The sequence below is a fragment of the Polaromonas sp. UC242_47 genome, assembly GCF_044452385.1.
Lineage (GTDB): Bacteria > Pseudomonadota > Gammaproteobacteria > Burkholderiales > Burkholderiaceae_C > Polaromonas.
In genome coordinates this window covers 1283743-1308053 of record NZ_JBIOAO010000001.1, presented here as the reverse complement: position 1 = coordinate 1308053, position 24311 = coordinate 1283743, and the positions used below count along the sequence as shown (strand labels likewise).

General features: G+C 60.2%; 25 protein-coding genes. 14 read left to right on the top strand and 11 right to left on the bottom strand.

The genetic code is table 11. From position 1 onward, the window contains the following. Positions 1 to 142 precede the first annotated feature (142 nt). From ACHMXK_RS06355 to ACHMXK_RS06345, 3 genes are read right to left on the bottom strand one after another with little or no spacing between them, the layout of a single operon-like run. Positions 143 to 1441, bottom strand: a complete 1299-nt coding sequence (locus tag ACHMXK_RS06355; protein ID WP_397438661.1) for a TRAP transporter large permease subunit — start codon at positions 1439 to 1441, stop codon at positions 143 to 145. After that, a complete protein-coding gene (locus ACHMXK_RS06350; protein ID WP_397438659.1) occupies positions 1438 to 1995 on the bottom strand; it encodes a TRAP transporter small permease in 558 nt (185 codons plus the stop codon). Before ACHMXK_RS06350 ends, ACHMXK_RS06355 begins: the two co-directional genes overlap by 4 nt. A gap of 43 nt (positions 1996 to 2038) precedes the next feature. Further along, positions 2039 to 2782, bottom strand: a complete 744-nt coding sequence (locus tag ACHMXK_RS06345; protein WP_397438657.1) for a FadR/GntR family transcriptional regulator — start codon at positions 2780 to 2782, stop codon at positions 2039 to 2041. A 67-nt stretch (positions 2783 to 2849) separates the two neighbouring features. Between ACHMXK_RS06345 and ACHMXK_RS06340 the strand changes: the two genes are divergently transcribed. The 5 genes from ACHMXK_RS06340 (at position 2850) to ACHMXK_RS06320 (ending at position 7760) form a co-directional block, all read left to right on the top strand. Next, positions 2850 to 4592: an IlvD/Edd family dehydratase gene (locus ACHMXK_RS06340; RefSeq protein WP_397438655.1), complete on the top strand. Its 1743-nt coding sequence runs from the start codon at positions 2850 to 2852 to the stop codon at positions 4590 to 4592. A gap of 9 nt (positions 4593 to 4601) precedes the next feature. Next, a complete protein-coding gene (locus ACHMXK_RS06335) occupies positions 4602 to 5501 on the top strand; it encodes a 2-dehydro-3-deoxygalactonokinase (protein WP_397438653.1) in 900 nt (299 codons plus the stop codon). Next, a complete protein-coding gene (locus ACHMXK_RS06330) occupies positions 5498 to 6142 on the top strand; it encodes a 2-dehydro-3-deoxy-6-phosphogalactonate aldolase (protein ID WP_397438652.1) in 645 nt (214 codons plus the stop codon). The genes ACHMXK_RS06335 and ACHMXK_RS06330 overlap by 4 nt, the downstream gene beginning before the upstream one ends. A 153-nt stretch (positions 6143 to 6295) precedes the next feature. After that, positions 6296 to 7090, top strand: coding sequence for an SDR family NAD(P)-dependent oxidoreductase (locus tag ACHMXK_RS06325; RefSeq protein WP_397438650.1), 795 nt, complete (start codon positions 6296 to 6298; stop codon positions 7088 to 7090). 22 nt (positions 7091 to 7112) lie between these two features. Beyond that, entirely contained in the window at positions 7113 to 7760 is a 648-nt protein-coding gene (locus ACHMXK_RS06320; protein ID WP_397438648.1) for a DNA-3-methyladenine glycosylase I, read from the top strand. A gap of 69 nt (positions 7761 to 7829) precedes the next feature. On the opposite strand, the gene ACHMXK_RS06315 is transcribed toward ACHMXK_RS06320, so the two are convergent. From ACHMXK_RS06315 to ACHMXK_RS06305, 3 genes are all read right to left on the bottom strand, one after another. Beyond that, positions 7830 to 9242 carry an MATE family efflux transporter gene (locus tag ACHMXK_RS06315; protein WP_397438646.1) on the bottom strand — a complete coding sequence of 471 codons (1413 nt, stop codon included), beginning with the start codon at positions 9240 to 9242 and terminating at the stop codon, positions 7830 to 7832. Positions 9243 to 9361: 119 nt separating this feature from the next. Then, positions 9362 to 10621 (bottom strand): MFS transporter, encoded by a 1260-nt coding sequence (locus ACHMXK_RS06310; protein ID WP_397438644.1) that lies wholly within the window; start codon positions 10619 to 10621, stop codon positions 9362 to 9364. Continuing rightward, positions 10611 to 11087, bottom strand: a complete 477-nt coding sequence (locus tag ACHMXK_RS06305; protein ID WP_397438642.1) for a MarR family winged helix-turn-helix transcriptional regulator — start codon at positions 11085 to 11087, stop codon at positions 10611 to 10613. Before ACHMXK_RS06305 ends, ACHMXK_RS06310 begins: the two co-directional genes overlap by 11 nt. Before the next feature lie 52 nt (positions 11088 to 11139). Between ACHMXK_RS06305 and ACHMXK_RS06300 the strand changes: the two genes are divergently transcribed. Next, positions 11140 to 11688: a PaaI family thioesterase gene (locus ACHMXK_RS06300; protein WP_397438640.1), complete on the top strand. Its 549-nt coding sequence runs from the start codon at positions 11140 to 11142 to the stop codon at positions 11686 to 11688. Positions 11689 to 11753: 65 nt separating this feature from the next. Further along, positions 11754 to 12281 (top strand): dihydrofolate reductase family protein, encoded by a 528-nt coding sequence (locus tag ACHMXK_RS06295; protein ID WP_397438638.1) that lies wholly within the window; start codon positions 11754 to 11756, stop codon positions 12279 to 12281. Between the two features lie 301 nt (positions 12282 to 12582). Here the strand turns inward: ACHMXK_RS06295 and ACHMXK_RS06290 are convergent, their stop codons facing one another. Both ACHMXK_RS06290 and ACHMXK_RS06285 read right to left on the bottom strand, forming a co-directional pair. Next, on the bottom strand, positions 12583 to 13230 hold the full coding sequence (locus ACHMXK_RS06290; protein ID WP_397438636.1) for a TetR/AcrR family transcriptional regulator: 648 nt from the start codon (positions 13228 to 13230) through the stop codon (positions 12583 to 12585). A 4-nt stretch (positions 13231 to 13234) separates the two neighbouring features. After that, positions 13235 to 14407 (bottom strand): CaiB/BaiF CoA transferase family protein, encoded by a 1173-nt coding sequence (locus ACHMXK_RS06285; RefSeq protein ID WP_397438634.1) that lies wholly within the window; start codon positions 14405 to 14407, stop codon positions 13235 to 13237. A 99-nt stretch (positions 14408 to 14506) separates the two neighbouring features. Here ACHMXK_RS06285 and ACHMXK_RS06280 point away from each other — a divergent pair, with 99 nt between their 5' ends. The 5 genes from ACHMXK_RS06280 to gloA all read left to right on the top strand — a co-directional run bounded on the left by ACHMXK_RS06280 (position 14507) and on the right by gloA (position 19224). After that, positions 14507 to 15646: an acyl-CoA dehydrogenase family protein gene (locus tag ACHMXK_RS06280; protein WP_397438632.1), complete on the top strand. Its 1140-nt coding sequence runs from the start codon at positions 14507 to 14509 to the stop codon at positions 15644 to 15646. Next, positions 15643 to 16713 carry an acyl-CoA dehydrogenase family protein gene (locus ACHMXK_RS06275; RefSeq protein WP_397438630.1) on the top strand — a complete coding sequence of 357 codons (1071 nt, stop codon included), beginning with the start codon at positions 15643 to 15645 and terminating at the stop codon, positions 16711 to 16713. The genes ACHMXK_RS06280 and ACHMXK_RS06275 overlap by 4 nt, the downstream gene beginning before the upstream one ends. Before the next feature lie 8 nt (positions 16714 to 16721). Further along, entirely contained in the window at positions 16722 to 17495 is a 774-nt protein-coding gene (locus tag ACHMXK_RS06270; RefSeq protein WP_397438628.1) for an enoyl-CoA hydratase/isomerase family protein, read from the top strand. Positions 17496 to 17526: 31 nt separating this feature from the next. Further along, positions 17527 to 18492: a Bug family tripartite tricarboxylate transporter substrate binding protein gene (locus tag ACHMXK_RS06265; RefSeq protein WP_397438626.1), complete on the top strand. Its 966-nt coding sequence runs from the start codon at positions 17527 to 17529 to the stop codon at positions 18490 to 18492. Between the two features lie 321 nt (positions 18493 to 18813). Further along, complete coding sequence (gene gloA, locus ACHMXK_RS06260; protein ID WP_397438624.1) at positions 18814 to 19224, top strand: lactoylglutathione lyase; 411 nt, start codon at positions 18814 to 18816, stop codon at positions 19222 to 19224. Between the two features lie 565 nt (positions 19225 to 19789). Here gloA and eda read toward each other — a convergent pair. From eda to ACHMXK_RS06245, 3 genes are all read right to left on the bottom strand, one after another. Further along, positions 19790 to 20395, bottom strand: a complete 606-nt coding sequence (gene eda, locus ACHMXK_RS06255; protein ID WP_397442458.1) for a bifunctional 4-hydroxy-2-oxoglutarate aldolase/2-dehydro-3-deoxy-phosphogluconate aldolase — start codon at positions 20393 to 20395, stop codon at positions 19790 to 19792. 38 nt (positions 20396 to 20433) lie between these two features. Further along, positions 20434 to 22251 carry a phosphogluconate dehydratase gene (edd, locus tag ACHMXK_RS06250; RefSeq protein ID WP_397438622.1) on the bottom strand — a complete coding sequence of 606 codons (1818 nt, stop codon included), beginning with the start codon at positions 22249 to 22251 and terminating at the stop codon, positions 20434 to 20436. A 183-nt stretch (positions 22252 to 22434) separates the two neighbouring features. Next, complete coding sequence (locus ACHMXK_RS06245; RefSeq protein ID WP_397442457.1) at positions 22435 to 22986, bottom strand: OmpA family protein; 552 nt, start codon at positions 22984 to 22986, stop codon at positions 22435 to 22437. Positions 22987 to 23120: 134 nt separating this feature from the next. On the opposite strand from ACHMXK_RS06245, the gene ACHMXK_RS06240 reads away from it, so the two are divergent. Both ACHMXK_RS06240 and ACHMXK_RS06235 read left to right on the top strand, forming a co-directional pair. Beyond that, positions 23121 to 23696, top strand: a complete 576-nt coding sequence (locus ACHMXK_RS06240) for a gamma-glutamylcyclotransferase (protein ID WP_397442456.1) — start codon at positions 23121 to 23123, stop codon at positions 23694 to 23696. Positions 23697 to 23741: 45 nt separating this feature from the next. Beyond that, a complete protein-coding gene (locus ACHMXK_RS06235) occupies positions 23742 to 24260 on the top strand; it encodes a superoxide dismutase family protein (protein ID WP_397438620.1) in 519 nt (172 codons plus the stop codon). Positions 24261 to 24311: the final 51 nt, after the last annotated feature.

Genomic DNA, 24311 nt, shown 5'->3' with positions numbered 1-24311 from the left:
GCACTTCTAGAAATTCAGCTTTTCGGGACGAAGTGCGAGGCGCCCGGAGCGCAGCAACCGGAATGTACTTTCGGTACATGAGGATTGCGAGCACCGCGCAACGACGCAATTCGCCTGAAAAGTGGATTTATGGAAATGCCCTTCATCGCATCCACCACTTCAGAGGTTCGGTCACGATGGCTGGGAAAAGCACCAGCAGAAAAAGCACGGCCAGCTGGGCCATCAGAAACGGCAGCACCCCTTTGAAGGCCTCGTCCATGCTGATCTTGGCCACCCCGCAGACCACATTGAGCACCGTGCCCACGGGCGGGGTGATCAGGCCGATGGCGTTGTTCATGATGAACATGATGCCGAAATACACCGGGTCTATGCCGGCCTTGAGCACCAGGGGCATGAGCACGGGCGTCAGGATCAACACGGTCGGCGTGAAGTCCAGCGCCGTGCCGACCACCACGATGAGCACCATCATGATGAACATCAGCAGCATCTTGTTGCCCATGAAAGGCGCCATCATGCTGGCAACCTCCGTGGGTATGTTGGCCACCGTGATCAACCAGGCGCTGACCATGGCGGCGGCCACCAGGAACATCACCACCGCCGTGGTTTTGCCGGCAGCCAGGATCAGGCCGTACAGTTCCGACCATTTGAGTTCGCGGTAGATAAACATGCCCACGACAAAGCTGTACACCGCGGCCACCACGGCGGCCTCCGTCGGCGTGAAGATGCCGAACTTCATGCCGCCGATGATGACTATGGGCAGGGTCAGCGCAAAACCGCCTTCGGCCGTGATACGCAACCGGTCGGTCATGGGCAGGCTGGGCGCCGGCGGAACGTTTTCCTTTTTGGCCACCCACCACCAGGTCAGGCCTATGGCCACGCCCATCAGCAGGCCGGGCACGATGCCGGCCAGAAACAGCTTGGTGATGGACACATTGCCCGCCACACCAAAAATGATCAGGCCAATCGACGGTGGAATCACAGGTGCGATGATGCCGCCCGAAGCGATCAGACCCGAAGCCCGGCCCACGTTGTAACCGGCGGCCCGCATCATAGGGATCAGCAAGGCGGCCAGCGCGGCGGTGTCGGCAATCGCCGAGCCCGACAACGAGGCCATGATCACGGCGGCAATCACCGTGACATAACCCAGGCCGCCGCGAAAATGTCCGACCCAGGCCATAGCCAGGTTCACGATGCGCCGACTCAAGCCGCCGGCATTCATGAACTCGCCGGCCAGCAGGAAAAAGGGCACGGCCAGCAGCGGAAAGTTGTCAGCGCCATCGACAAAACGCTGGGCCAGGATCTGGCTGTCAAACGTCACCAGCCCGCTGGTGGCCGCCAGATACCCCATCAAGGTGACGCCGCAAACCAGCAAGGCATACGCAATCGGCATGCCGATGGCCATGGCGGCCAGCAGGCTGAGAATAAAAACACTAACCGTCATACCTTGGCTCCCTGCATCTGCTTCTCCACATCGGCCAGGCCTTCAGTCTCTATCACCTGCACCAGTTCTTCTTCGGTGATTTTTCCGGTCACAAGCCGGTACAACACATTGAGGTTGATGACGCCCATCACCACGCTGACCACATAACCGATGCCGTAAATCCAGATCATGGAGATGCCCACCACCGGCGAGACGTTGCTGACCTGCAGCTCATGCATCTCGTAAGTGCCCATAAAGAAGAGCACATTGCAAAACAGCATCAAACCTTCACTCAGAAAGAGACAAACCTTTTTCCCCAGCACCGGCAGGTGTTTGATCAAGGTATCTACACCCAGATGCCCACCTTCGTGCATGGCCACCATGGCGCCTATGTAGGTCAGCCAGATAAAGCAATAACGCGACATTTCGTCGGACACCGAGATGCCCGAATTAAAGGCATAACGCAGCACCACGTTGCCGAACACCATGACCACCATGGCCACCATGCAAAGCACCACCAGGAATTCCAGAAATTTGAAAAACCAGTGAATCGCTTTGTCGATTGTTGTTTGCACGTCCATAGATGTTTTTGGATTCCTGTTGTTGTCTGGTGCCTGGTCAGCCGGCCTTGAGCCGCGACGCAGGGTTGTTCAGGCGCGGCAGGCGCCGGCGTGAGGCCAACACCTCCTCGATGTCTTCTTTCGCGCCGTCAATCAACACCCGGATCGCGATTTCGGCTTCATCCGGTTGATGGGCAATCACCGCGTCCAGCACGGCGCGGTGCAAAGGCAGGGAATGTGCCGGCCCGTCCTTGCGGCGTGTGGAAATTTCAAAACTTGTGCGCAGCAAGGCACCCAGCGCCTTGCTCATTTGCACCAGCATGCGGTTGCGGCTGGCGCGCAGCAAGCCCTGGTGAAACAGCAAATCGTGGGTGACGTAATCGCCGCCCTCGTCGACCGCACGTTTCATGCCGGCGTAGGCGGCCTCGACCTCGGCAATATCCTGCGCCGTCGCACGTTCGGCCGCCAGCCGCATCGCGGCGGGCTCGACGACGCGGCGCAGGTCTTGCAGGTCGCGCAAAAATTCGGGTGTCAGCCCGGCCTTGGACTGCCAGATGATGACGTCGGGATCGAACCAGTTCCAGTGGTCTTCCGACAACACGCGTGTACCGACTTTGGGGCCGGTGGTCATCAGGCCCTTGGCGATCAGCGACTTCACCGCTTCGCGCACCACGGTGCGGCTGACCCCCAACTGCTGGCACAAGACCGGCTCGGGCGGAATCGAAGCCCCCACGCCATACCGCCCGGCGACGATGGCTTCGCCGAGGTGATCAACTGTATTGCCGTGGACGTTCTTGATCATGGTTTTCACTGAGGGGACGACGGCAATGGTATGACCATAATATGTTTAACTATTCCGGATTTACCCTATGACCACACCCCCCAAGCCCAAAAAGAAACCCGAAGAACTCCGTAGCCAGCAATGGTTCGGCCGCCAGGACCGCGACGGCTTTGCCTACCGCAGTTGGGTCAAGGGCAAGGGCGTGCCGCACGACCAGTTCGACGGCCGGCCCGTCATCGGCATCTGCAACACCTTCAGTGAACTGACACCCTGCAACTCGCACTTCCGAACGATTGCCGAGCAGGTGAAAATTGGTGTGTACGAGGCCGGCGGTTTTCCGCTGGAGTTCCCCGTGATGTCGCTGGGCGAAACCCTGTTGCGCCCCACCGCCATGCTGTACCGCAACCTGGCCAGCATGGACGTGGAAGAAAGCATACGCGGCAACCCGATTGACGGCGTGGTGCTGCTCATGGGCTGCGACAAGACCACCCCGTCGCTGGTGATGGGCGCGTCCAGCGTGGACCTGCCGACCGTGGGTGTCAGCGGTGGCCCCATGCTCAGCGGCAAATGGCGCGGCCAGGAGCTGGGCTCCGGCACCGGCGTGTGGAGCATGAGCGAGCAGGTGCGCGCCGGCACGCTCAAACTTGCTGACTTTTTTGAAGCCGAAAGCTGTATGCACCGCAGCCACGGCCACTGCATGACCATGGGCACGGCCAGCACCATGGCCAGCATGGTCGAAGCCCTGGGCATAGGCCTGCCGGGCAACGCCGCCTACCCCGCGGTGGACGGCCGGCGCAATGTCTTGGCACGTATGGCCGGTCGCCGCGCGGTCGAGATGGTGCACGAGGACCTGACCTTGTCCAAAATCCTCACGCGTGAAGCCTTTGAAAATGCCATCAAAACCCTGGCGGCGATTGGCGGCTCCACCAATGCGGTGATCCACCTGATCGCCATGGCCGGCCGTATCGGCGTGAAGCTGACGGTGGACGACTTCGACCGCCTGGGCAGCGAACTGCCCTGCCTGGTCAACCTGCAGCCTTCGGGCAAGTTTTTGATGGAAGACTTTTGTTACGCCGGCGGCCTGCCGGTGGTGATGAAGGAGATTGCGCAACACCTGCACCTGGACGCCATCACGGCCAACGGCAAAACGATTGGCGACAACATCGCCGACGCGCAAAACTACAACACCGAAGTGATACAGCCGCTGGCCACCCCCTTCAAGGACAAGGCCGGTATTGCCGTGTTGCGCGGCAACCTCTCGCCGCGTGGTGCGGTGATCAAACCGAGCGCCGCCACACCGGCGCTGATGGTGCACACCGGCCGTGCGGTGGTGTTTGAAAATATCGAAGACTTTCACGCGCGCATCGATGACGAAGAGCTGGACATCGACGAGACCTGTGTCATGGTGCTGAAAAACTGCGGCCCCAAGGGTTACCCGGGTATGGCCGAAGTTGGCAACATGCCGCTGCCGCCCAAGGTGCTGCGCAAAGGCATCACCGACATGGTGCGTATCAGCGACGCCCGCATGAGTGGCACGGCCTACGGCACGGTGGTCTTGCACACCGCACCCGAAGCGGCGGCCGGCGGCCCGCTGGCCATTGTGCAAAACGGCGACATGATCGAACTCAATGTGCCTGAGCGCAAGCTGCAACTGCTGATCAGCGACGAAGAACTGGCGCGCCGCCTGAGCTTGTGGACGGCGCCGCCGCCGCCACTGTCCTCGGGTTACTGGAAGCTTTATGTCGATCATGTGTTGCAGGCCGACGAAGGCGTAGACCTGGACTTCCTGGTGGGCAAACGCGGCTCTTTTGTGCCGCGCGACAACCATTAAAAATTGCGTATGAAACAGTTGCTGGCCCTGGACTGGGGCACCTCGTCCCTGCGCGGCGCCTTGCTGGATACACAAGGCCAGGTGTTGCAGGAACGCGCCTTCGCACGCGGCATCCTGACCGTGGCGCCGGGTGAATTTGCTACCGTTTTTGAAGCGAACTTCGGAGACTGGATGCGGGCTACAGGTACTTTTTGCCTGATAGCCGGCATGGCCGGCAGCCAGCAGGGCTGGAAGGAAGCGACCTACTGCACCTGCCCGGCCGGTTTTGACGAAGTGGCCGCGCACCTGGCCTGGATCACGCCCAGGCGTATCGCCATCGTGCCCGGCCTGCGCTGCGAAAACGAGGGTGGACTCGACGTGATGCGCGGCGAAGAAATCCAGGTGTTTGGCGCGCTGCAACTGCTGGGCCTGCAGGACGGGCTGCTGGTCTTACCCGGCACCCACAGCAAATGGGTGGATGTGCGCGCCGGCCAGATCACCCACTTCGCGACCTTCATGACCGGCGAGTTTTACGCCCTGCTGCGCCAGCATTCCATTCTGGCACGCACCTTGCCCGAGGGGGACGGCGACACTGACTGGGAGGCCTTCGACCAGGGCGTGGCCTTGGCGCTGCGCAGCCACAGCAGTTTGCTGCATACCGCCTTCAGCGTGCGCACCCTGTCCCTGTTCGGGCGCATGGCCGCCGCGTCACGGCCCAGTTATTTGTCCGGGCTGGTAATTGGCGAAGAGATTCGCACCCAGTGCCTGGTCACCGGCGACCGCGTCATCCTGGTTGGTTCGGATGGGCTGACCCAACGTTATGCGCGGGCGCTGGCGCAACGCCATGTGTCCGTCTTGCGCGCCGGCGCCGAAGCGACCTGGCGCGGCCTGTGGGCGCTGGCCCAAACCATTCACCGGGAAACATCATGAGCCCCCACGACAAATTTTCCGTCGCGTTACAAACCATTCCCCTGGTCGGCATCCTGCGCGGTTTGCAACCGCATGAAGCCTTGGCCGTCGGCCAGGCGCTGGCCGCGACCGGCTGGTCGCTGATCGAGGTGCCGCTCGACTCACCCCAGCCCCTGCAAAGCATAGAAACCCTCGCCGCCGCCCTGCCGCTGGCCCTGGTCGGCGCCGGCACGGTGCTGAGCGCCGCGGACGTGCGCGACGTGCATGCGGCGGGCGGCCAACTGGTGGTGTCGCCCAACTTCAATGCCGAGGTGGTGCGCGAAGCCTTGCGCCTGGGCATGGTCTGCCTGCCCGGCGTCATGACGGCGACCGAGGCCTTCGCCGCCCTGCAGGCGGGCGCCACCGGGCTCAAACTTTTCCCGGCGGAGATGATCACGCCGGCGGTGGTGAAAGCCTTGCGTGCCGTCTTGCCGGCCACCGTCCCGCTGCTGCCGGTGGGCGGCATCACTTTCGAGAACATGGGTGCATACCGCAGTGCCGGCGCCAGTGGGTTTGGCATAGGCTCGGCGTTATACAAACCCGGCATGGCGGCCGACGAGGTGGCCGACAACGCCCTGAAATTCATCGCTGCCAGCGCTGCTGGTACGGCAAGCCGGAAGTAGCGAAACAAAATGAAAGTGATGGATTCGTGCCCAGGGCAAGGCGCAAGCCGCAGCGAAGGCTATGCGCCTTCGCAAGGATGGCAACGCAGCCATGGGTGTGAAGACGCGCTTTCATGTTTTGATACTTTCGGATTGCAGTACTAAGATCCGGGCATGACCCCTCCCACATCGGCTCCCATGTCAGGCGTTTCCTTCGGCTTAAAAGACAAGGTCTGCATCGTCACCGGCGGTGCACAAGGCATAGGTGAAGCCTGCGCACGGCGCTTCGCCCGCGAAGGCGCGCAGGTCGTGATCGCCGACCTGGCCGATACGCCAGGCCAGGCGCTGGCGACCGAACTGGGCGCGCTGTTTGTCCATTGCGATGTGGGCGACAAGGCACAGGTCGATGCCGTGGTGGCCCGCACCGTGCAAGCACATGGCCGCATCGACGTGCTGGTCAACAACGCCGGCATCTTCCGCGCCGCCGATTTTCTGGACGTCACGGAAGCCGATTTCGACGCCGTGTTGCGCGTCAACATCAAGGGTTCTTTCCTGATGGGCCAGGCCGTGGCAAGGGTGATGGCGCAGGCCGGTGGCGGCAACATCGTCAACATGAGTTCGGTCAACGGTGTGCTCGCAATTCCCACAATTGCCAGCTACAACGTCAGCAAGGGCGGCATCAACCAGTTGACACGTGTGATGGCGTTGGCGCTGGCCGACAAGGGTATACGTGTGAACGCCGTCGCGCCCGGCACCATCGCCACCGAACTGGCGGCCAAAGCCGTGCTGACCAGTGAAGAAGCCAAGGCCAAAATCATGAGCCGCACACCGATGAAACGCCTGGGTGAACCTTCGGAAATCGCCGACGTCGTGGCCTGGCTGGTCAGCGATGCCGCCAGCTATGTCACCGGTGAAATCGTTGTTGTCGATGGCGGGCGCATGACGCTCAATTACACGGTGCCGGTCTAACAAGCCCAAGCGCCCCTCCCGCATGCCTGCCGACAACGACGCTCACGGCCTGTTTGCCGATGAGGCCTGCACCACGCGTTGTGCCTGGTGCCGGGCCACACCGCTGTACCGCCACTACCACGACACGGAATGGGGCTTTCCCGTGGCCGATGAACGCCGCTTGTTTGAAAAAATCTGTCTCGAAGGTTTTCAGGCGGGTCTGAGCTGGCTGACCATCCTGAACAAGCGCGACGCCTTTCGCCAGGCCTTTGCCTATTTCGATGCCGAACAGATGGCGTGTTTTGATGCGGCCGATGTGCAGCGCCTGCTCGGCGATGCAGGCATCGTCCGGCACGCCGGCAAGATCACCTCGGCCATCAACAACGCCCGACGCGTGATCGAGTTGCGCAGCGAATTTGGCTCGCTGGCCGCCTATGTCTGGGGCCTCGAACCTGACGCGGCAAACCGGCCTGAATACATCACGCTGGCAGCGGTGCGGGCCATGCCCAGCTCACCGGCCTCAACGGCCCTGTCCAAAGACCTGAAGAAACGCGGCTGGAGCTTTGTCGGACCCACCACCATGTACGCCTTCATGCAGGCCATGGGCCTGGTCAACGATCACCTGGAAGGCTGCGCCAGCCGTGAGCGGGCGCTGGCAGCCCGTGCGGTGTTTGTCCCGCCGCTCCGCTGAGCCAGGGATTCGCTATCAGATAGATAGCTTCCTGCGCCCGTCCCTTCTGGGCTGGAGGCCATTTTGGCTTCAAACCTTGAGCACGGGCAGGTTTTTCAGCAGCGTGGTGGTCGTGCGCGGCCAGCCAACCGCACCAAACCAGGCGCCGCCGGCAATCGCCCAGGCGTTGACCAGGCCGTAAATCACCAGCGCCACCGCCTGCGCAACAAACACACCGGTCAAACCGCTGCCCCAGCGCAAGGCCAGCCAGCCGCCAGTCACCGCCACCGCCAGCCGCGCGATATTGCCTATCACCGGCCAGAGCAGGCGCCCGGCACCTTGCGACGCAAAATACAAGACCAGGCCCAGGCCGAAGAAACCATACACCGGCCCGACGGCGCGCAGGTACTGGCTGCCGGCTTCCAGCATCGCCGGGTCGCTGTTGAACAGGGACAACCAGGCGCCGGGAAAAGCCGCCGCCCAGAGGCCTATGACCTCGGTCATCACAAAGGCCATGGCCGCGCCTATCCAGGTGGCGCGCAAGGCGCGTTCTCGCTGGCCGGCGCCCATACAGGTGCCAACCATGGCGACCAGCGGCGCACCAAAACCAAACACCAGCGGCACCAGCAAATACTCCAGGCGTGAAGCCGTGCCATAACCGGCGATGGCCGCCGTGCCGAAACCGCCGACCAGCGCGGTGGTGATGCCTATGGCCAGGTTGGTGGCCACCGTGGACACCATGCCGACCAGGCCGACACGCAAGATGTCCTTGAACAAGACCCAGCGGAAACGGATGTGGGCAAACGAAGGCCGCAGCAAACTCCGAGGCGACCACAGATAGACCACCAGCGCGACACTACCCACCAGGTAATAGGCCAGCAAGGCGATGGCACCGCCCGCAATACCCAGCCCCGGCAGCGGGCCCCAGCCGAAAATCAACAAGGGCGACAAAGGCAGCAGCACCAACGCGCCCACGACGGTGACGATGGCCGGCACCGCCATGTTGCCGGTGCCGCGAATCACCGCCGACAGGGTGTTGAACAACCACACCAGCAAGGCGCCGGCAAACACCCAGTTGGAATACGTCAGGGCCGCGTCCAGCGCAGCGCCAGTGCCACCCATGTGGCCATAGAGCCAACGCCCGCCGCCCAGCAGCGCCAGCATGAACAGCAGCGCAAACACCGCTGCAATCACCGTGGCATGCAAGACCAGCGCATCGGCATCCTCCCGGCGCCGGGCGCCCAAGGCACGTGCAATCGCCGAGGCAATGCCGCCGCCCATGGCGCCGGCCGAGGTCATCTGCATCAGCATCACCACCGGAAACACCAGCGCCATGCCGGCCAGCGCATCGGTGCCCAGCTTGCCGACAAAATAGGTTTCAATCAACCCGACGCCGGCTTGCGCCAGCATGACCAGCACATTGGGCGCGCCCAGGCGCAGCAAGGTCGGAGCAATCGGCGCTTCCAGCAGCAAACGAGTGCGAGGGTCAAGACCAACCCCCACGCTCCCCACTGCGTGTGGTTCGCTGCCCCCCGAGGGGGCGCTGCGCCTGCGGGCCGGCAAAGCCGGACCCGCGGCCCCTGCTTGATTTGAAGAGTCCACGGCCGGCGCATCGAGCGGTCTCATGCGGCCGCCTTCATTTGACGCGGTAGCAACGTCTCGCGAATCGGCAGGTTCACCAGTGCGGCGCCGGCGGCCAGCACGATGTCGATGTACCAGACCCAGTCGTAACTGCCGGTCGCCTGAAACACATAGCCACCCAGGAAGGCGCCAAAAAAGCCGCCTATCTGGTGCGCCAGCATCACGATGCCAAACAACATGGCCATGTTGGCCGTGCCGAACATCTTGGCGACCAGCCCCGCCGTGGGCGGCACCGTCGAGAGAAAGGTCACACCCATGACGGCCGCAAAAATCAGCATCACGGCCGGTGTTTTGGGCGCCAGTAAAAAGATCAGCACGGCCAGGCCACGCGTCGCATACAGCAGCGACAGCAAGGACTTCATGCGCCAGCGGCCCACGGCCCAGCCCATGGCCAGGCTGCCGACAATGTTGAACAGGCCAATCATGGCCAGCGCCCAACCGCCTATGGCGGGCGGCAAACCGCAAGCCGCGATCACGCCCGGCAAATGTGTGGCCAAAAAGGCCACGTGGAAACCGCAGACCAGAAAACCCAGGCTCAGGTAACGGTAGCTGGGTGTGGCCAGCGCCTGGCCGATGGCCTCGCGCGCGCTCAAGGTTTTTTGACCCGAGGCCGCTGCGGCTTGCGCGGCCAACGCCCTGGAGTTGCCCTTGAGCACCCAGACCGCCGGCAGCGCCAGCAACACCAACGCCCCCAGCCACTGCATCGCGCTGGCCCAACCCACTGCCGCCGTCAGGCCAATCGCAATGGGCGCCATGGCGAACTGGCCAAAGGAACCGCCCGCATTCACAATGCCGCTGGCCAGGCCGCGTTTTTCCAGCGGCACCAGACGGGCTGTGGCGGCCATCAAGACCGAAGGACCGGCCATGCCGGCGCCGCCCGCAGCCAGCACCCCAATGGCAAAAATTAGACCCGCCGTGCTGGTCATCAGCGGCGTGAGGATGGTGCCTATGGCGACCAGCGACACCCCCAGCAGAATCACACGCCCGGTGCCTATGCGATCGGCCACGGCGCCGGCAAAAGGTTGTGTCAGGCCCCACCAGAGCTGGCCAAACGCAAAGGCCAGGCTGATGCTGCCTATGCCCAGCGCGGTCGAGGTGTTGAGCGCCGACAAAAACAGGCCCATGGTCTGGCGCACACCCATGGTCAGGGCAAAGGTGCCGGCCGCGGCCAGCAACACCAGCCAGAGCAGTTTGTTGTTTTGTGCGGCGGGGGCCGCGGGAAATGTCGGTTTATTCATCATCGCTTCCAGGCAAAGGGGACAGGCGTTCCAGAGATTCGTCGATCAAGGCGTGCAAGGCCAACACCCGGTCAGTGCCCAGGATCTGGTTGATGCCTTCTTGGGCTACACGCCAGCGGCGCTGCGCCTCGGTGCGTTTCTCGCGCCCGGCCTCGGTGACGCTGACCAGGCGGCTGCGGCCATCACTGCCGGGCGCCAGTTCCAGCCAGCCGGCGGTGACCAGGGGTTTGAGGTTGCGGGTCAGCGTGGAGGCATCCACCTTCATCTCGCGCGCCAGATCGCCAGGACGGATAGGACCCAGCTTGCAGACATAGGACAGCAGCGAATACTGCGTGCCCTTGAGGCCGGTCTTGCCCACTTCGGCGTCATAGTGCTGCGCCACGCGGCGCATCAGTTGACGCAGCTTGAGGTTGGTGCAGCCCTGGGGGCGCAGGCCGGCCGGGGTTGACGCAGGGGTGACAGTTTTCATATTTCAATTGTAGCTACAATAATTGTATATGCAACAACATGGAGATCCAGCGATGACCGCAGAAGACACATTGGCCTTGTGGAACGAGCAGCGCGACAGCGTCGTGACACGTATGCTGGCCGGCGGCGGCAAGCCCGGCCTGGCCCGCCCCGAGATGGTGGCCGGCAAAACCGGGCTGGAAATCATGCAGGCCATGCTGGCCGGCGAAATCCCCTTCCCGCACATTGCCGACACCCTGGACTTTTCGCTGGTGGAAGTCGCCGCGGGCAAGGCCGTTTTCCAGGGCACACCACAGCTCAAACACTACAACCCGCTGGGCAGCGTGCACGGCGGCTGGTATGCCACGCTGCTGGACTCGGCACTCGGTTGCGCCGTACACACCATGATGCCGGCGGGCCGGGTCTACACCACGGCCGAACTCAGCGTCAACATCGTGCGCGCCGCCTCGCACAAAACCGGGCCGCTGCGCGCCATCGGCACCGTCATCCACTGCGGCCGGCAACTGGCCACCGCCGAAGCACGCATCGTCGGACCCGATGGCAAGCTGTACGCCCACGCCACGACGACTTGCCTGGTGTTTGAAGTACCCAAGCCGGCGTAAGCGAAGGATGTGCGCCGGCCGCGCCAGTGGCTAGAATCGGTCCCTGCCACCCGATCCCACACCCCATGAAAACCTCTGTCTACATTGCCTCCAGCGTCGATGGTTTTATTGCACGCAGCAACGGCGAGCTCGACTGGTTGCCCATGGAAAAAGACGTGGATGGCGGCGACTTTGGTTACCAGGCCTTCATGGACAGCGTAGACACCATCGTCATGGGCCGTCACACCTACGAAAAGGTCCTGAGCTTCGGCGAATGGCCCTTCGACAACAAGCGGGTGGTGGTGCTGAGCACAGCGGCGCCCGACATTCCCGCCTCGCTGGTGGGCCGCCTGCAATGGCTGTCAGGCACACCGCAAGAAGTCCTGACACAACTGGCCGCCCAAGGCGCTGAACACGCCTACATCGACGGCGGAAAAACCATACAGGCGTTTTTACAAGCAGGCTTGATCCAGCGGCTGATCGTGACACGCATCCCGGTGCTTTTAGGCCAGGGCATTCCGCTGTTCGGGCCCCTCGCAGGTGACGTTCCGTTGCAGCACTGCCGCACGATGACGTTTCAGAATGGGATGGTCCAGAGCGAGTACAGCTTGTAGCCGGTAGCATCAAAGTGAAAGTCGGAAGCACAGCGTAGAGGCAAAGTAAGGTCAGACGCGGACCTTCGAAGCAGTTACCTGGTAATTACTATCGACTCCTGTCGACGGTCAAGCCAAATTCCTTGAAGGGCTGCAATGCAGCGATAGGTGCCTTTAGCCTGCCACGCTCCAGGGGCCGGTACATGCTGACAAGCAGACTACGCTGGGTAGGCGGCGGACCACGCTCATTGACCGGTATCGGACTGAAGTGGCAGCACCACTATATCGCTCCCAGCTTTTTAGCCTCCCTAACAGTCCGGGATCACAAGCCGGGGTTTTCTATATGCGAAGGAGTATGAATTAGTTTGTCCAATATCCCGTTCATGGCTCTCTGAACCCCTTTGAAATCCATCGCCGAATCGGTCAAAGCTTGCAAGGCTAAGCCGCGCATCGTACTCATCAAAATCACGGCCAACGCTTGATCACTGACATCAATAGGCTGAGGAACGCCTTGTCGGGCAACTTGCAGGTGCTTCGCAATGAACTCGACATTCTTTTTATGTAGCTTGTTGATGAATTCGCGATGCGGGCTCTCAGCCAAAGAAGCATCTGAAATCAACATGATGAATGCTTTGGATGCTTGCCAATCGGCAGGATCCCTTTCCAAGTACGTCGCGATCAACGCTTTAACGCTCTCAATCCCCTCAGCCACTTGCGTTTGTTTTTTGCGTCGTTGGTTGAACTTTTCAACTATCGACTGAAGAACCGCATGGATCAAATTTTCTTTTGTCCCAAAGTGCTGATGAGGCAGGCCACGGCTGTATCCAGCATGGACACCTACTTCTGCCATGGTGAGGTCTTTCACTCCTCGCTGAGAGATCAACTCGATGGCGGCATCCAGAATTTTGCGAACTGCTTCTTCTTTTCTTTGAGCCTGCGTTTTTTTTGACGTTTTTGATTCTTCAGTCATGGTTCTACTTTTTGGCAGCCTGTTTGATAAATGCGGCATCAAATCCTAACCCCGTCAAGATATCTTCTGTTTGCTCACCAATATTTGGTGCAGGTTGTCGAAGCGCAGAAGGAGTCTTTGCAAACAGCGCTGTAGGACGGATGGATACCACACGCCCCTCAGTTGGATGATCGTGCTCTTCGAACAGCTTCACGCTTTTTACATGCGCATGTTCATGGATGTTGTCGATGCTGTAGATGTCGGTGACGGGGATGTCGAGCTTACGGCACAGCTCCCTCAGCTCCGCACAGGTGAACTGGGCTGTGACTGAATGCAAATCAGCATACAACTCATGAATGCGCTTGTTGCGTTCATGGCGATTGCTCAAGTCGTATTTCTCGAACAAGTCCTTCCGGCCTAAGGCCGTGAAGAAGTCCTTCCAGTGGCTTTCCGTATAGGGTAGCAAAGCTAAGTAACCGTCTTTGGTAGGTATTGGTTTTCTGCCGCCCTTGAGTAAGCGCGCATAGCCTGCAGGACCTATCGAGGGGCTAAAGCCATTGCCACCCATGTGCTCTGTCATGGTGAACGCCACCATGGTTTCGAACATAGGCACTTCTACATACTGCCCCTGTCCTGTACGGGCCTGGTGCACTAGTGCACCCAACACAGCATTGGCGGTAGCAATGCCTGCCACTTTGTCAGCCAACAGAGTAGGTGGATACGCGGGTTTGTTGCTCTCATGACCCACCAGACTGGCCATGCCGCAGGCCCCTTGGATCACATCATCAAATGCTGGTTGGCCAGCATGGGTGCCTGATTCACCAAAGCCAGTGGCCGCGCAATAGACAATATCTGGCTTGAGCTTGCATACGTCCTCATAGCCTAGCCCCAACTTATTGATGGCCTTCACCCGCATGTTGTGCACCAGCACATCTGCAGTGGCAATCAGTTTCTTGATGGCTTCAAGGCCCTGCGGCGTTTTCAAATCTACGGCCACCGAGCGCTTGTTGCGATTCAAATTCATGAACGTAGAGCTCATGCCGCGGTTGCGTGACAGCCCGTTCGCACGCATCAAGTCACCTTCAACGGGCTCCACTTTGATGACGTCTGCCCCGTAGTCTGCCAATACCTGCGTTGCCAGGGGGCCCAGCACCACTGCGGTTAAGTCCACCACTCGAATTCCGTTGAGGGGTCCCATGTTTGCTCCTTCTTCGTTCTAGCTTAACGTTTCTACTTAGTTGACAACAGTAGGCGCAACTATATATAGTTGTTTGCTAACAAGCAAGTTAAGGGAAACATGGACGGACTGCATATCGAACTCGGAGAGCTGCCACCGCAATGTGAGCAATTGCGTCAAGAGGTACGTGCTTTCGCGAGTCAACACATCGGGAAATACTCCAAAGAGAAACGCGCTTACAACTGGGCGGGGCGAGACCCTGAGCTCACCCAAGAAATGGCGAAGCAGGGTTGGATCGGTATGACCTGGCCCCAAAAGTACGGCGGCGCTGAGCGCTCCATGCTCGAGCGCTATGTGATGCTCGAAGAAATGCTGGCCGTAGGAGCGCCGATGGGTTGGCACTGGTCCGCCGATCGTCAAATGGGACCGCTGCTAATGCGTTATGCGCCAGACACCCTCGCTCCAAAAATCGTCCCCAAGATAGTAAAAGGGGAGTGCTCTTTCTGTATTGGAATGAGCGAGCCAGATTCGGGCTCTGACCTAGCCTCCATCCGCAGCAAGGGGAGCAAAGTAGAAGGAGGCTGGGTATTAAACGGCACCAAAGTCTGGACTTCTGGCGCACACCATGCTCACTACATGGTGGCATTGGTACGGACCCGCGAGAAATCTGAAGACCGCCACACTGGGATGACCCAATTTTTGGTCGAAATGGATCGCCCTGGTGTGAAGGTCAACCCCATCTATTCCCAGCTAGGAAGCCACATCTTCAATGAAGTAGTGTTGGAAAACGTGTTCGTGCCTGACGGGAACCTAATTGGGGTCGAAGGCGAAGGTTGGAAGCAAGTCACCAGCGAATTGAAATATGAGCGCTCTGGACCGGAGCGCTTTCTCAGCAGCACCCAGATGTTGATCGAGATGATCGATGCCACAGACACCGAGCGCAACGATCAAACCGAAGCCGTAGGTCGCTTGATTGCTAGATACGCTGCATTGCGCCAAATGTCTCAAGGTGTTGCTTTGATGATGGCCAAGGGTGAGGACCCCGCGCTCGCAGCGTCTGTAGTCAAAGATCAAGGCGCGCTGATGGAGCAGTCCATGCCAAACATTGCGCACGAAAAATTTGGTGAACATATTGGCACGGGCTCAGACCTTGAGAAGGTGATGAACTTCTTAACGATGGCGGCCCCTTCTTTCTCCCTGCGCGGGGGGACCAGAGAAATTTTGCGCGGAATTATTGCACGAGGGATGGGACTGCGATGAGCAACGATTTTATCAACGACGCTGCGCAAAAACTGTTTGCCAACGAGGTCGACAAAGGACTGATCGAAACCGTCGAAAAAGGCAATTTTGCGCAAGCACTGTGGAATCAGGTCTTGGAATCTGGATTCACGCAATTGTTTTGTAAAGAGCAAGACGGCGGTATTGAAGCCACTTGGGAAGATGCTTATCCCGTCTTCTATCACTTGGGTTACTCACAAGCCCCGTTGCCTTTGGCAGAAACAGCAATCGGTCATCTACTTTTGTCTGCAGCCGACCAAGCTCTGCAAACTGAATTACCTATCTGCATTGCATCGAAAGCGCAGTCCAAACTTTCACAAGACAGCTCAGGCTTCCTTCATGGTGAGATTCAGAGCGTGAAGTGGGCTCAGCACGCGGGCTGGTGCATGGTCACGCTCAATCCCAATGAGGTCGCTTTGTTTGAAGTTACAGCCCAGGGTGTGCAACTTATACCCGGCGTTGACACTTCAAATATGCCCAGCGATCACTTGGTCTTAAGTAACGTTACTCCGCATGCCATCCTGCGTAATCCATTTAGCAACTTAGAAGACCCTATCCAAACCTTTGGAGCAGGAGTTCGCGCCGTGATGATGGTGGGCGCGTTGGAGTTTGCGCTGGACCAGTCTGTGCAATACGCGAAAGACCGAGTGCAATTTGGGAAGCCTATTGGAAAAAACCAAGCCATTCAACAGCAACTAGCTTTGATGGCAGGGGAAGTTGCCATTGCACGCGCCAGCGCCTACATGGCCTGCAAGGACATGCCCCATGTGAACCGATTAATTTCAGAGCAAGCGCAGTTCAGCGTGGCAGCAGCGAAAGTTTGTACAGGGGACGCTGTGACCAATGGCACTTCGATTGCACACCAAGTCCATGGCGCCATCGGCTTTACCTATGAGCATCCATTGAACTTTGCTACCCGCCGCTTGTGGGCATGGCGCGGGGATTTTGGCAATGCCACTGCATGGGCACGTTTGATTGGCCAAGCCTACGCCCAAAAACCGGGTGACCAATTCTGGCACTACCTTACACAACGTGTACTTCCCGTCTAAGGCATGCGATGAACGACGCTATTTTGAAAGTTTCAACCCATGGTCACATTGGAATCGTGGAGTTGAACAAGCCCCCGCATAATTTCTTTGATCAAACGCTCATTGCAACGCTGGCCGATGCCTGGGAAAAATTTGAGGCTGACAAAAATATCCGCGCGATTGTGTTGTGTGCCAACGGTAAGTCTTTTTGTGCAGGTGCCGACTTCTCGGAGAAGTCCACCATGAACAAGAAGCGCAGTATCAAACAAACCAATCCGCTGTATTTGGAAGCGCTTCGCTTGTATGCCTGCACCAAGCCTGTGATCGCGGCGATCGAAGGCGCAGCGATTGGAGGTGGCCTAGGCGTGGCGTTAACCGCAGATTTCCGGATCAGCTGCCCAGAAGCGAGGTTCGCTGCCAACTTCAACCGGCTGGGTTTCCATCCCGGTTTTGGTTTGTCTTTCACCCTTGTACACCTGATCGGCAAACAAAATGCTGCCAAGCTTTTTTATACCGGCGCACGCATCGATGGAACCTCGGCACTGTCTCTAGGTTTGCTTGATGAATTGGTTCCCCAGAGCGATGTACGTGCCCGTGCCATGGCTTTGGCGGAAGAAATTGCCGTTTCTTCTCCACGTGCAGTGCAGGCTACACGCCAGACGCTGCGCGGGGATTTTCTCGATCGCGTTCGCCTCGCCGTGGTACGCGAAAGCGAAGTGCAGGCCGTGCAAATGACCACGGCCGATTTGGAGGAAGGGGTAAATGCTGCCAAGGAGCGGCGTAACCCCAACTTTGAGGGTTGATAACTATCTCAGGTAGTAAAAAGGAGACAAAATGTTCAATTTTCAGTATTCGCGTCGCAAATGGCTGGCATTAATGCTGCTGGTAACCCTGCCAAGCAGCTTGGTGCTTGCAAATGACGTTTGGCCAAGCAAACCCATTCGCATGATTGTTGGCTTCGCACCAGGAGGCCCCACAGATTCCGCTGCGCGCTTTATGGCAGAGGGTATTGGCAAGGAGCTAGGCACCTCGGTCATCATCGAAAACAAGCCGGGTGCGAACGGGCAAAACTCGATCGCTGAGCTCAAGCGCGCCAAACCGGATGGCTACACGCTGCTCTTTATCACCAGTGGGAGTTTGAGCGTCGCGCCTGCACGTTATAAAAAACTCCCCTATGACATCGACCAGGACTTTGAATACATCGGAGCGGTCGCAGCCTATCCCTCGCTGTTGATCACTAGTGCGAACTCCAAGTTCAATACCCTGGGGGAACTGATAGCGGCCTCTAAAAAAACCAAAGAAGGCTTGAGCGCAGGCACCGTCAGTAACACGCAAGAGCTGACACTAGAACTTTTCAAGAACAAGACAGGAGTAATGGCAACTGGCATACCTTACCGAGGTGACTCACACGCCATTACGGATATTGTTGGTGGCACCCTCGACTTTGCCTTTCTATCCCCCAATGTTGCAATCCCCATGATCGAAAATGGTCGCGTCAAAGCGATCGGTGTCACCGGTGAGCTTTCTGGCTCCTACGCCAGTAAATTACCGAAATTAGATGCGCTGGATGTGAAAGCATGGAGCGGCATTGTTTCCTTGAAGGGTACGCCGGGCGCAGCAACCCGCAAAATTGGCAATGCCATGCACAAAGTTCTGATGACATTCGAGTTCAAGAAGTCACTCGAGATCTCAGGGCAAACCGTTCTGCCCCTGCAAAACGAAGTCTTTCGAAAGTTTGTGATGGACGAGAAGGAAATGTGGGAGAGAACAGCGAAGAGCGCAGGCCTAGAAAAACTCTAACCTCGCCCTGCACTAAGTAAAAGGCCACCATCGCCGGCACCATTACGTCGGTGGCTCATGACCGTCTTCGCGAAGCAATTCAGTGCTTGTAAGAGCAACCACTGGGTTGCTTCACCGAACACATTATCGAGTTTTCGTTTTGAGATGTGCTGCCGTTTTTCGGCTAGGCCACCGATTAATGTCCAGTTTCGGCGTCAGCAGTCACTGGGCTATCAAGGCGTAGCGACGGCAAACAGCCTCAAGCAGACCCACCTTTGTGAATGATCAAACGGCCGGCACGGACCGCCTGCAGATTTCCCCCACCCGCAGGATAATCGCAGCATGCGACTACTTCACACCATGCTGCGCGTTGGCAATCTCCAGCGCTCCATCGACTTCTACACCCAGGTGCTGGGCATGCAATTGCTGCGCACTTCGGAAAACCCCGAGTACAAATACAGCCTGGCTTTTGTCGGTTATGAAGGCAACCCGGCGCAGGCCGAGATCGAGTTGACCTGGAACTGGGGCACCGACAGTTATGAGATGGGCACGGCTTATGGCCACATCGCGCTCGGCGTGCCCGATGCCTACGCGGCCTGCGACAAGATCAAGGCAGCCGGCGGCAACGTGACACGTGAAGCCGGCCCGGTTAAAGGCGGCACCACCGTGATCGCTTTTGTCACCGACCCGGACGGCTACAAGATCGAGCTGATCGAACGCAAGGAAAATGCGGCGGGCGGCGGTCTGCGCTGACCCTGCTTCTTTAAGTCGCTAGCGTCACGCTGCGTTGGCGACTTGCCTCGGACAGTAGGCCTGACTCCCCACTCCCTCCCCTAACCCCTCCCTCGCCCCACTGGGCGATGGCGGGGGACTTCATTTGGCCGCGTGCGCTGCAAGCGCGTGCATGAATCACAGCCCCGCAAGATGAACGAAGACGCGCAAAGCGCGTCTTCGTCTCCCCGGATTTGCTCCCGCACCCAACCCCTTCTGTCTGCGCCGAGGAGCGCAGGGCCAGCCGGATCAGGGCGAGCGATTGTCTGAGCCGAAGGCCAGTTCGAGCTCGACCCCGGCTGGACCGAGCACCGCAGGTTGCCCGTAGCGCAGCGAAGGGCCGCAGACAGCGGGGTCGCCTTTTCTTTGCTTACTTTCTTTTGGCGACGCAAAAGAAAGTGAGTTGCCGCCGGGCAACCCCGGCCAGCAGGCAAACATCGAACAGCAAAAACAAAGAAGACGCAAGAGTCGCTATAAATTAAATAGCTACTTACGCCCGTGGAATATGGGCTAGAGGCTTATTTTCTTAAAGACAAGCCACAAGCAGCTACCGGGGCAAGGCCACAGCCTGCTGAGCCAGATCGCTCACCCGCGCCCAATCCCCCCGCGCCATCGCATCCGCCGGCACCAGCCAGGAGCCGCCCACACAAACCACATTCGGCAAAGCCAGAAACTCCACCGCATTGGCCGCCGTGATGCCGCCCGTGGGGCAAAAACGCACGTCGCCGAATGGGCCGCCCCAAGCCTTGAGCATGGCCAGGCCGCCAGCCTGCATGGCCGGGAAAAACTTCAGCTCGGTGAAACCGTCTTCCTGGGCGGCCATGATTTCGCTGCCGGTGGCCACCCCGGGCAACAAAGGCATGTGGGCATCGCGGCAGGCCTGGCCGACGGCGTGGGTGTAGCCGGGGCTGACGATAAACCGCGCACCGGCCATCGCGCAAGCCTGCACATCGGCCGCACTGCGCGCAGTGCCGGCGCCAATCACCACCTCGGGCACATCGCGGGCGATGGCTTCGATACAGGCCAGCGCCTGCGGCGTGCGCAAGGTCACTTCCAGCATGCGAATGCCGCCTGCGACCAGCGCACGTGCCAGCGGCACGGCATGGGCCACATCGGTCAACACAATCACCGGAATGACAGCGGCGTCCTGCATCACCTGCAGGGAGGTCAGCGACCCCTTGATATCCAGATTCAAATCCACGACAAAGCTCCTTCTTCAGCCGTCAATGCGCGCTCGCGCATGCCGGCAAACAGTTCACGTCCCATGCCCAGCCCATTGCTGACACGCAGCGCCTCGGGCATCACGGCGGCTTGGCGGGCCGCCCATTCAGCGGCCGGCACCTTGACCTCGAGTATGCCGGTGTTGGCATCGACCAGAACCACGTCGCCGTCGCGCACCTTGGCCAGCGGGCCGCCGGCCGCCGCCTCGGGCGACACATGGATGGCCGCCGGCACCTTGCCCGAGGCGCCGCTCATGCGACCGTCGGTGACCAGCGCCACCCGAAAACCCTTGCCCTGCAACACCGCCAGCGGCGGCGTGAGTTTGTGCAACTCGGGCATGCCGTTGGCTTGCGGCCCCTGCCAGCGCACCACACAGACCACGTCGCGCTCCAGCTCGCCGGCGTTAAACGCCGCATGCAAGGCTTCTTGCGAATCAAACACGCGCGCCGCCGCCTCGATCACATGGCGGTCGTCCGGCACGGCCGAGACCTTGATCACGCTGCGGCCCAGGTTGCCCTGCAGCAGCTTGAGGCCACCGGTGGCACTGAACGGCTGGCTGGCCGGCCGCACAATGCTGTCGTCTTTCGACGCGCCCATCTCGTGCCAGGCCAGTTGGCCGTTCACCAGCGCCGGCTCGCGCGTGTATTCGCGGAGTCCGCCGTCACGCACCGTCAACACGTCTTCGTGCATGAAGCCACCGTCCAGCAGTTCGCGGATCACAAACCCCGTGCCGCCGGCCGCCTGGAACTCGTTCACGTCGGCGCTGCCGTTGGGGTACACATGGGTCAACAAAGGCACCACGTCCGACAGGGCCGAGAAGTCGTTCCAGTCGATCAGGATGCCGGCCGAACGCGCCACCGCCACCCAGTGAATCAGGTGGTTGGTGGAGCCGCCGGTGGCCAGCAGCGCGACCATGGCATTCACAATCGCGCGTTCATCCACCACCTTGCCGATGGGTGCAAAACGTTTGGCCTTGACGATGCCCAGCACGGTGCGTGCGGCCTCGCGTGTCAGCTCGTCACGCAGGTCGCCGCCGGGCTGCACAAAGGCGGTGCCGGGCACATGCAGGCCCATGGCTTCAAGCAACATCTGGTTGCTGTTGGCCGTGCCATAAAAGGTGCAGGTGCCGGGGCTGTGGTAAGACTTGAGTTCGGCCTCCATCAAGCCGTCGCGGCCCACCAGGCCCTGGGCTGCCAGCTCGCGCACCCGGGCTTTTTCCTTGTTCGGCAGGCCGGACGGCATGGGCCCGGCCGGCACAAACACCGTGGGCAAATGGCCAAAATGCAGCGCGCCTATCAGCAGACCCGGCACGATCTTGTCGCAGACCCCCAGCATCAGCGCGGCGTCAAACATGTCGTGGCTCAGCGCCACCGCGGTGGCCATGGCAATCACGTCACGGCTGAAGAGGCTGAGCTCCATGCCGCTGGTGCCTTGTGTCACGCCGTCACACATGGCAGGTACACCGCCAGCCACCTGGGCAGTTGCGCCGTGCAGACGGGCCTCCCACTTGATCAGGTCGGGGTAAGGCTGCATAGGCGTGTGAGCCGACAACATGTCGTTGTAGGCGGTGACGATGCCGATGTTGGGCGCGCGCTGGGTGACCACCTTGAAACGGTCGTCCAGCGGCATGCCGGCCACGGCGTGGGCCACGTTGCCGCAACCCATGCGGTCCACACTGACGGCACGTGTCGCCGTGTTGTCCAGGCGCTGGAGGTAAGCGCTGCGGATGGCGCGGCTGCGTTCACGTATCTTGTCGGTGACGCGGGCGATGGTGGGATGAAGAGTCATGGTGGGCAATGTTTGGAGAGTGGATTCGTAACTTTATTACTTCATCCATCCTACTGGGTTACCAATCCTTTGGGAAGCGATCGGGTACAGACCGGTTACCGATGAAGGACAAAAAAAAAGAAGGGCCTGAACAGGCCCTTCTTTGCTTCTTTGATCACCGCCAGGGTGCGGCGATGGTCGCCCTTATTGCAGGGTGATTTCGACCCGGCGCGCTTCGGCGTCGCTGCCGCTGCCCGCCGTTTGTGCGGGTTTCTCCAGCGTGATCTGGCTCTCTGCCACACCGGCCGCCTTCAATGCATCACGCACGGCCAGCGCACGTTGCTTGGCCAGTTCGGCATTCAGCTGGGCGTTGCCCTTGGCATCGTGAAAACCCGAAATGATCACTTTTTTGCCGCCCTGCGCGCCTTTGACCACGTCGACCAGCGCCTCAGTGGCGCCGGCTGCCAGGTCGGCTTTACCGGACGCAAAATAAAACTTCACCACGCCATATTCCACCGTGATGCTGGCCGCATCGGCGGCCGCCTGTGCCGACAGCGGCGTGGAGCCGGGGGCCACATCCACGACCGCGGCTGGGGCCGCAGGGGCAGCAGCCGCCGCCACGGACTTCGCCGTGCTGCTGCCACGGTGCCCCACCGCGGTACCGATCACCGCAGCGACCACCAGCGCGACGATCGCAAACACAAGACCCAGGGCAACACGTTGCTGGTCATCATCAGAGGGGGAAGCCATGTCGATATCTCCGTAAAAACTGGCGCTGCCGGCATCGCTGCAAAGGCTGCAGGATGGCGGACGCAGAACGGCCATTGTAAAGTGTGGTGGTGGAAAAATTGCCGAATCTAGACCTGCTGACCTTGCGTGATCCTGCCCCCATGCTGGCGCATTTTTTGCACCAGTGGGGCGGCAAGGACGACCTCTGGGTGTTCGGCTACGCCTCGCTGATCTGGCGGCCGGACTTCGAGTTTGCCGAGCGGCAACGCGCCACGGTACATGGCTGGCACCGCGCGCTGAAGATGTGGAGCCGCATCAACCGCGGCACACCGGAATGCCCCGGACTGGTGTTTGCACTGCTCTCGGGCGGCAGTTGCCACGGCGTGGTCTACCGAATACCCAAACATGAGGTGCGGGAGGTGGTGGCCAGGCTGTGGCTGCGCGAGATGGTCACCGGGGTCTACGACCCACGCTGGCTGCGTTGCCACACCGGCAAAGGGCCGGTCCAGGCGCTAGCGTTCACCCTGTCGCGGCGCAGCCCCAACTACACCGGCGAGTTGAGCGAAGCCCGTTACCGGCAGATTTTTGCCGACGCCTGCGGGCGTTACGGCACCACCCACGACTATGCACGCCAGACCCTGGAAAGCCTGCAAAGCCATGGCATTTCGGATGCGGCGCTGGCACGCCTCCTCAAGTTGTCACAAGCAGGCCTTGCCAGCGATGCGCGCGAGGCCTAAAGTCGGCACACCTTTGGCCCTTGTGACACCACACCGGAGAAACACATGAAACCAGGTCTGATTTTGTTGTTCAGCTCGGCCGTTTTGCTCAGTGCTTGCGCCGGCAACCCCGGTGGCCCCCGCGCCACGGCCCAGTTGCAAGCCACCACCGGCAGCAGCACCAGCGGCAATGTCCGTTTTGTGCAGGCGGGTGACAAGGTCCAGGTCAGCGGCGAAGTGCGCGGCCTGCCGCCCAACACCGAACACGGCTTTCATGTGCATGAAAAAGGCGATTGCTCCAGCGGCGACGGCATGAGCGCCGGCGGGCACTTCAACCCCACCGGCGTTGCGCATGGCAACCACGCCATGAGCCCGCACCACACCGGCGATTTGCCCAGCCTGAAAGCCGACGCCAGCGGCGTTGCCAGCTTCAGCTTCGAGTCCAGCACAATTGCCGTCGGCAGCGGCATCATCGACATCGTCGGCAAAGGCCTGATTGTTCACCGCGACCCCGACGACTACAAAACCCAGCCGACCGGGAATTCGGGGCCACGCCTGGCCTGTGCCGTGATCACAAGAAGCTAGGCCCCCACGTTCGCTCGCTTCGCGTAGCTCTCTGCCCCTAGGGGGCGCTGC

Coding starts and splice junctions, on each gene's coding strand:
- ACHMXK_RS06355 (WP_397438661.1), bottom strand. CDS start 1,441: ATGACGGTTAGTGTTTTTATTCTCAGCCTGCTGGCCGCCATGGCCATC.
- ACHMXK_RS06345 (WP_397438657.1), bottom strand. CDS start 2,782: ATGATCAAGAACGTCCACGGCAATACAGTTGATCACCTCGGCGAAGCC.
- ACHMXK_RS06340 (WP_397438655.1), top strand. CDS start 2,850: ATGACCACACCCCCCAAGCCCAAAAAGAAACCCGAAGAACTCCGTAGC.
- ACHMXK_RS06335 (WP_397438653.1), top strand. CDS start 4,602: ATGAAACAGTTGCTGGCCCTGGACTGGGGCACCTCGTCCCTGCGCGGC.
- ACHMXK_RS06330 (WP_397438652.1), top strand. CDS start 5,498: ATGAGCCCCCACGACAAATTTTCCGTCGCGTTACAAACCATTCCCCTG.
- ACHMXK_RS06325 (WP_397438650.1), top strand. CDS start 6,296: ATGACCCCTCCCACATCGGCTCCCATGTCAGGCGTTTCCTTCGGCTTA.
- ACHMXK_RS06320 (WP_397438648.1), top strand. CDS start 7,113: ATGCCTGCCGACAACGACGCTCACGGCCTGTTTGCCGATGAGGCCTGC.
- ACHMXK_RS06310 (WP_397438644.1), bottom strand. CDS start 10,621: ATGATGAATAAACCGACATTTCCCGCGGCCCCCGCCGCACAAAACAAC.
- ACHMXK_RS06305 (WP_397438642.1), bottom strand. CDS start 11,087: ATGAAAACTGTCACCCCTGCGTCAACCCCGGCCGGCCTGCGCCCCCAG.
- ACHMXK_RS06300 (WP_397438640.1), top strand. CDS start 11,140: ATGACCGCAGAAGACACATTGGCCTTGTGGAACGAGCAGCGCGACAGC.
- ACHMXK_RS06295 (WP_397438638.1), top strand. CDS start 11,754: ATGAAAACCTCTGTCTACATTGCCTCCAGCGTCGATGGTTTTATTGCA.
- ACHMXK_RS06290 (WP_397438636.1), bottom strand. CDS start 13,230: ATGACTGAAGAATCAAAAACGTCAAAAAAAACGCAGGCTCAAAGAAAA.
- ACHMXK_RS06285 (WP_397438634.1), bottom strand. CDS start 14,407: ATGGGACCCCTCAACGGAATTCGAGTGGTGGACTTAACCGCAGTGGTG.
- ACHMXK_RS06280 (WP_397438632.1), top strand. CDS start 14,507: ATGGACGGACTGCATATCGAACTCGGAGAGCTGCCACCGCAATGTGAG.
- ACHMXK_RS06275 (WP_397438630.1), top strand. CDS start 15,643: ATGAGCAACGATTTTATCAACGACGCTGCGCAAAAACTGTTTGCCAAC.
- ACHMXK_RS06270 (WP_397438628.1), top strand. CDS start 16,722: ATGAACGACGCTATTTTGAAAGTTTCAACCCATGGTCACATTGGAATC.
- ACHMXK_RS06265 (WP_397438626.1), top strand. CDS start 17,527: ATGTTCAATTTTCAGTATTCGCGTCGCAAATGGCTGGCATTAATGCTG.
- gloA (WP_397438624.1), top strand. CDS start 18,814: ATGCGACTACTTCACACCATGCTGCGCGTTGGCAATCTCCAGCGCTCC.
- eda (WP_397442458.1), bottom strand. CDS start 20,395: ATGCAGGACGCCGCTGTCATTCCGGTGATTGTGTTGACCGATGTGGCC.
- edd (WP_397438622.1), bottom strand. CDS start 22,251: ATGACTCTTCATCCCACCATCGCCCGCGTCACCGACAAGATACGTGAA.
- ACHMXK_RS06240 (WP_397442456.1), top strand. CDS start 23,121: ATGCTGGCGCATTTTTTGCACCAGTGGGGCGGCAAGGACGACCTCTGG.
- ACHMXK_RS06235 (WP_397438620.1), top strand. CDS start 23,742: ATGAAACCAGGTCTGATTTTGTTGTTCAGCTCGGCCGTTTTGCTCAGT.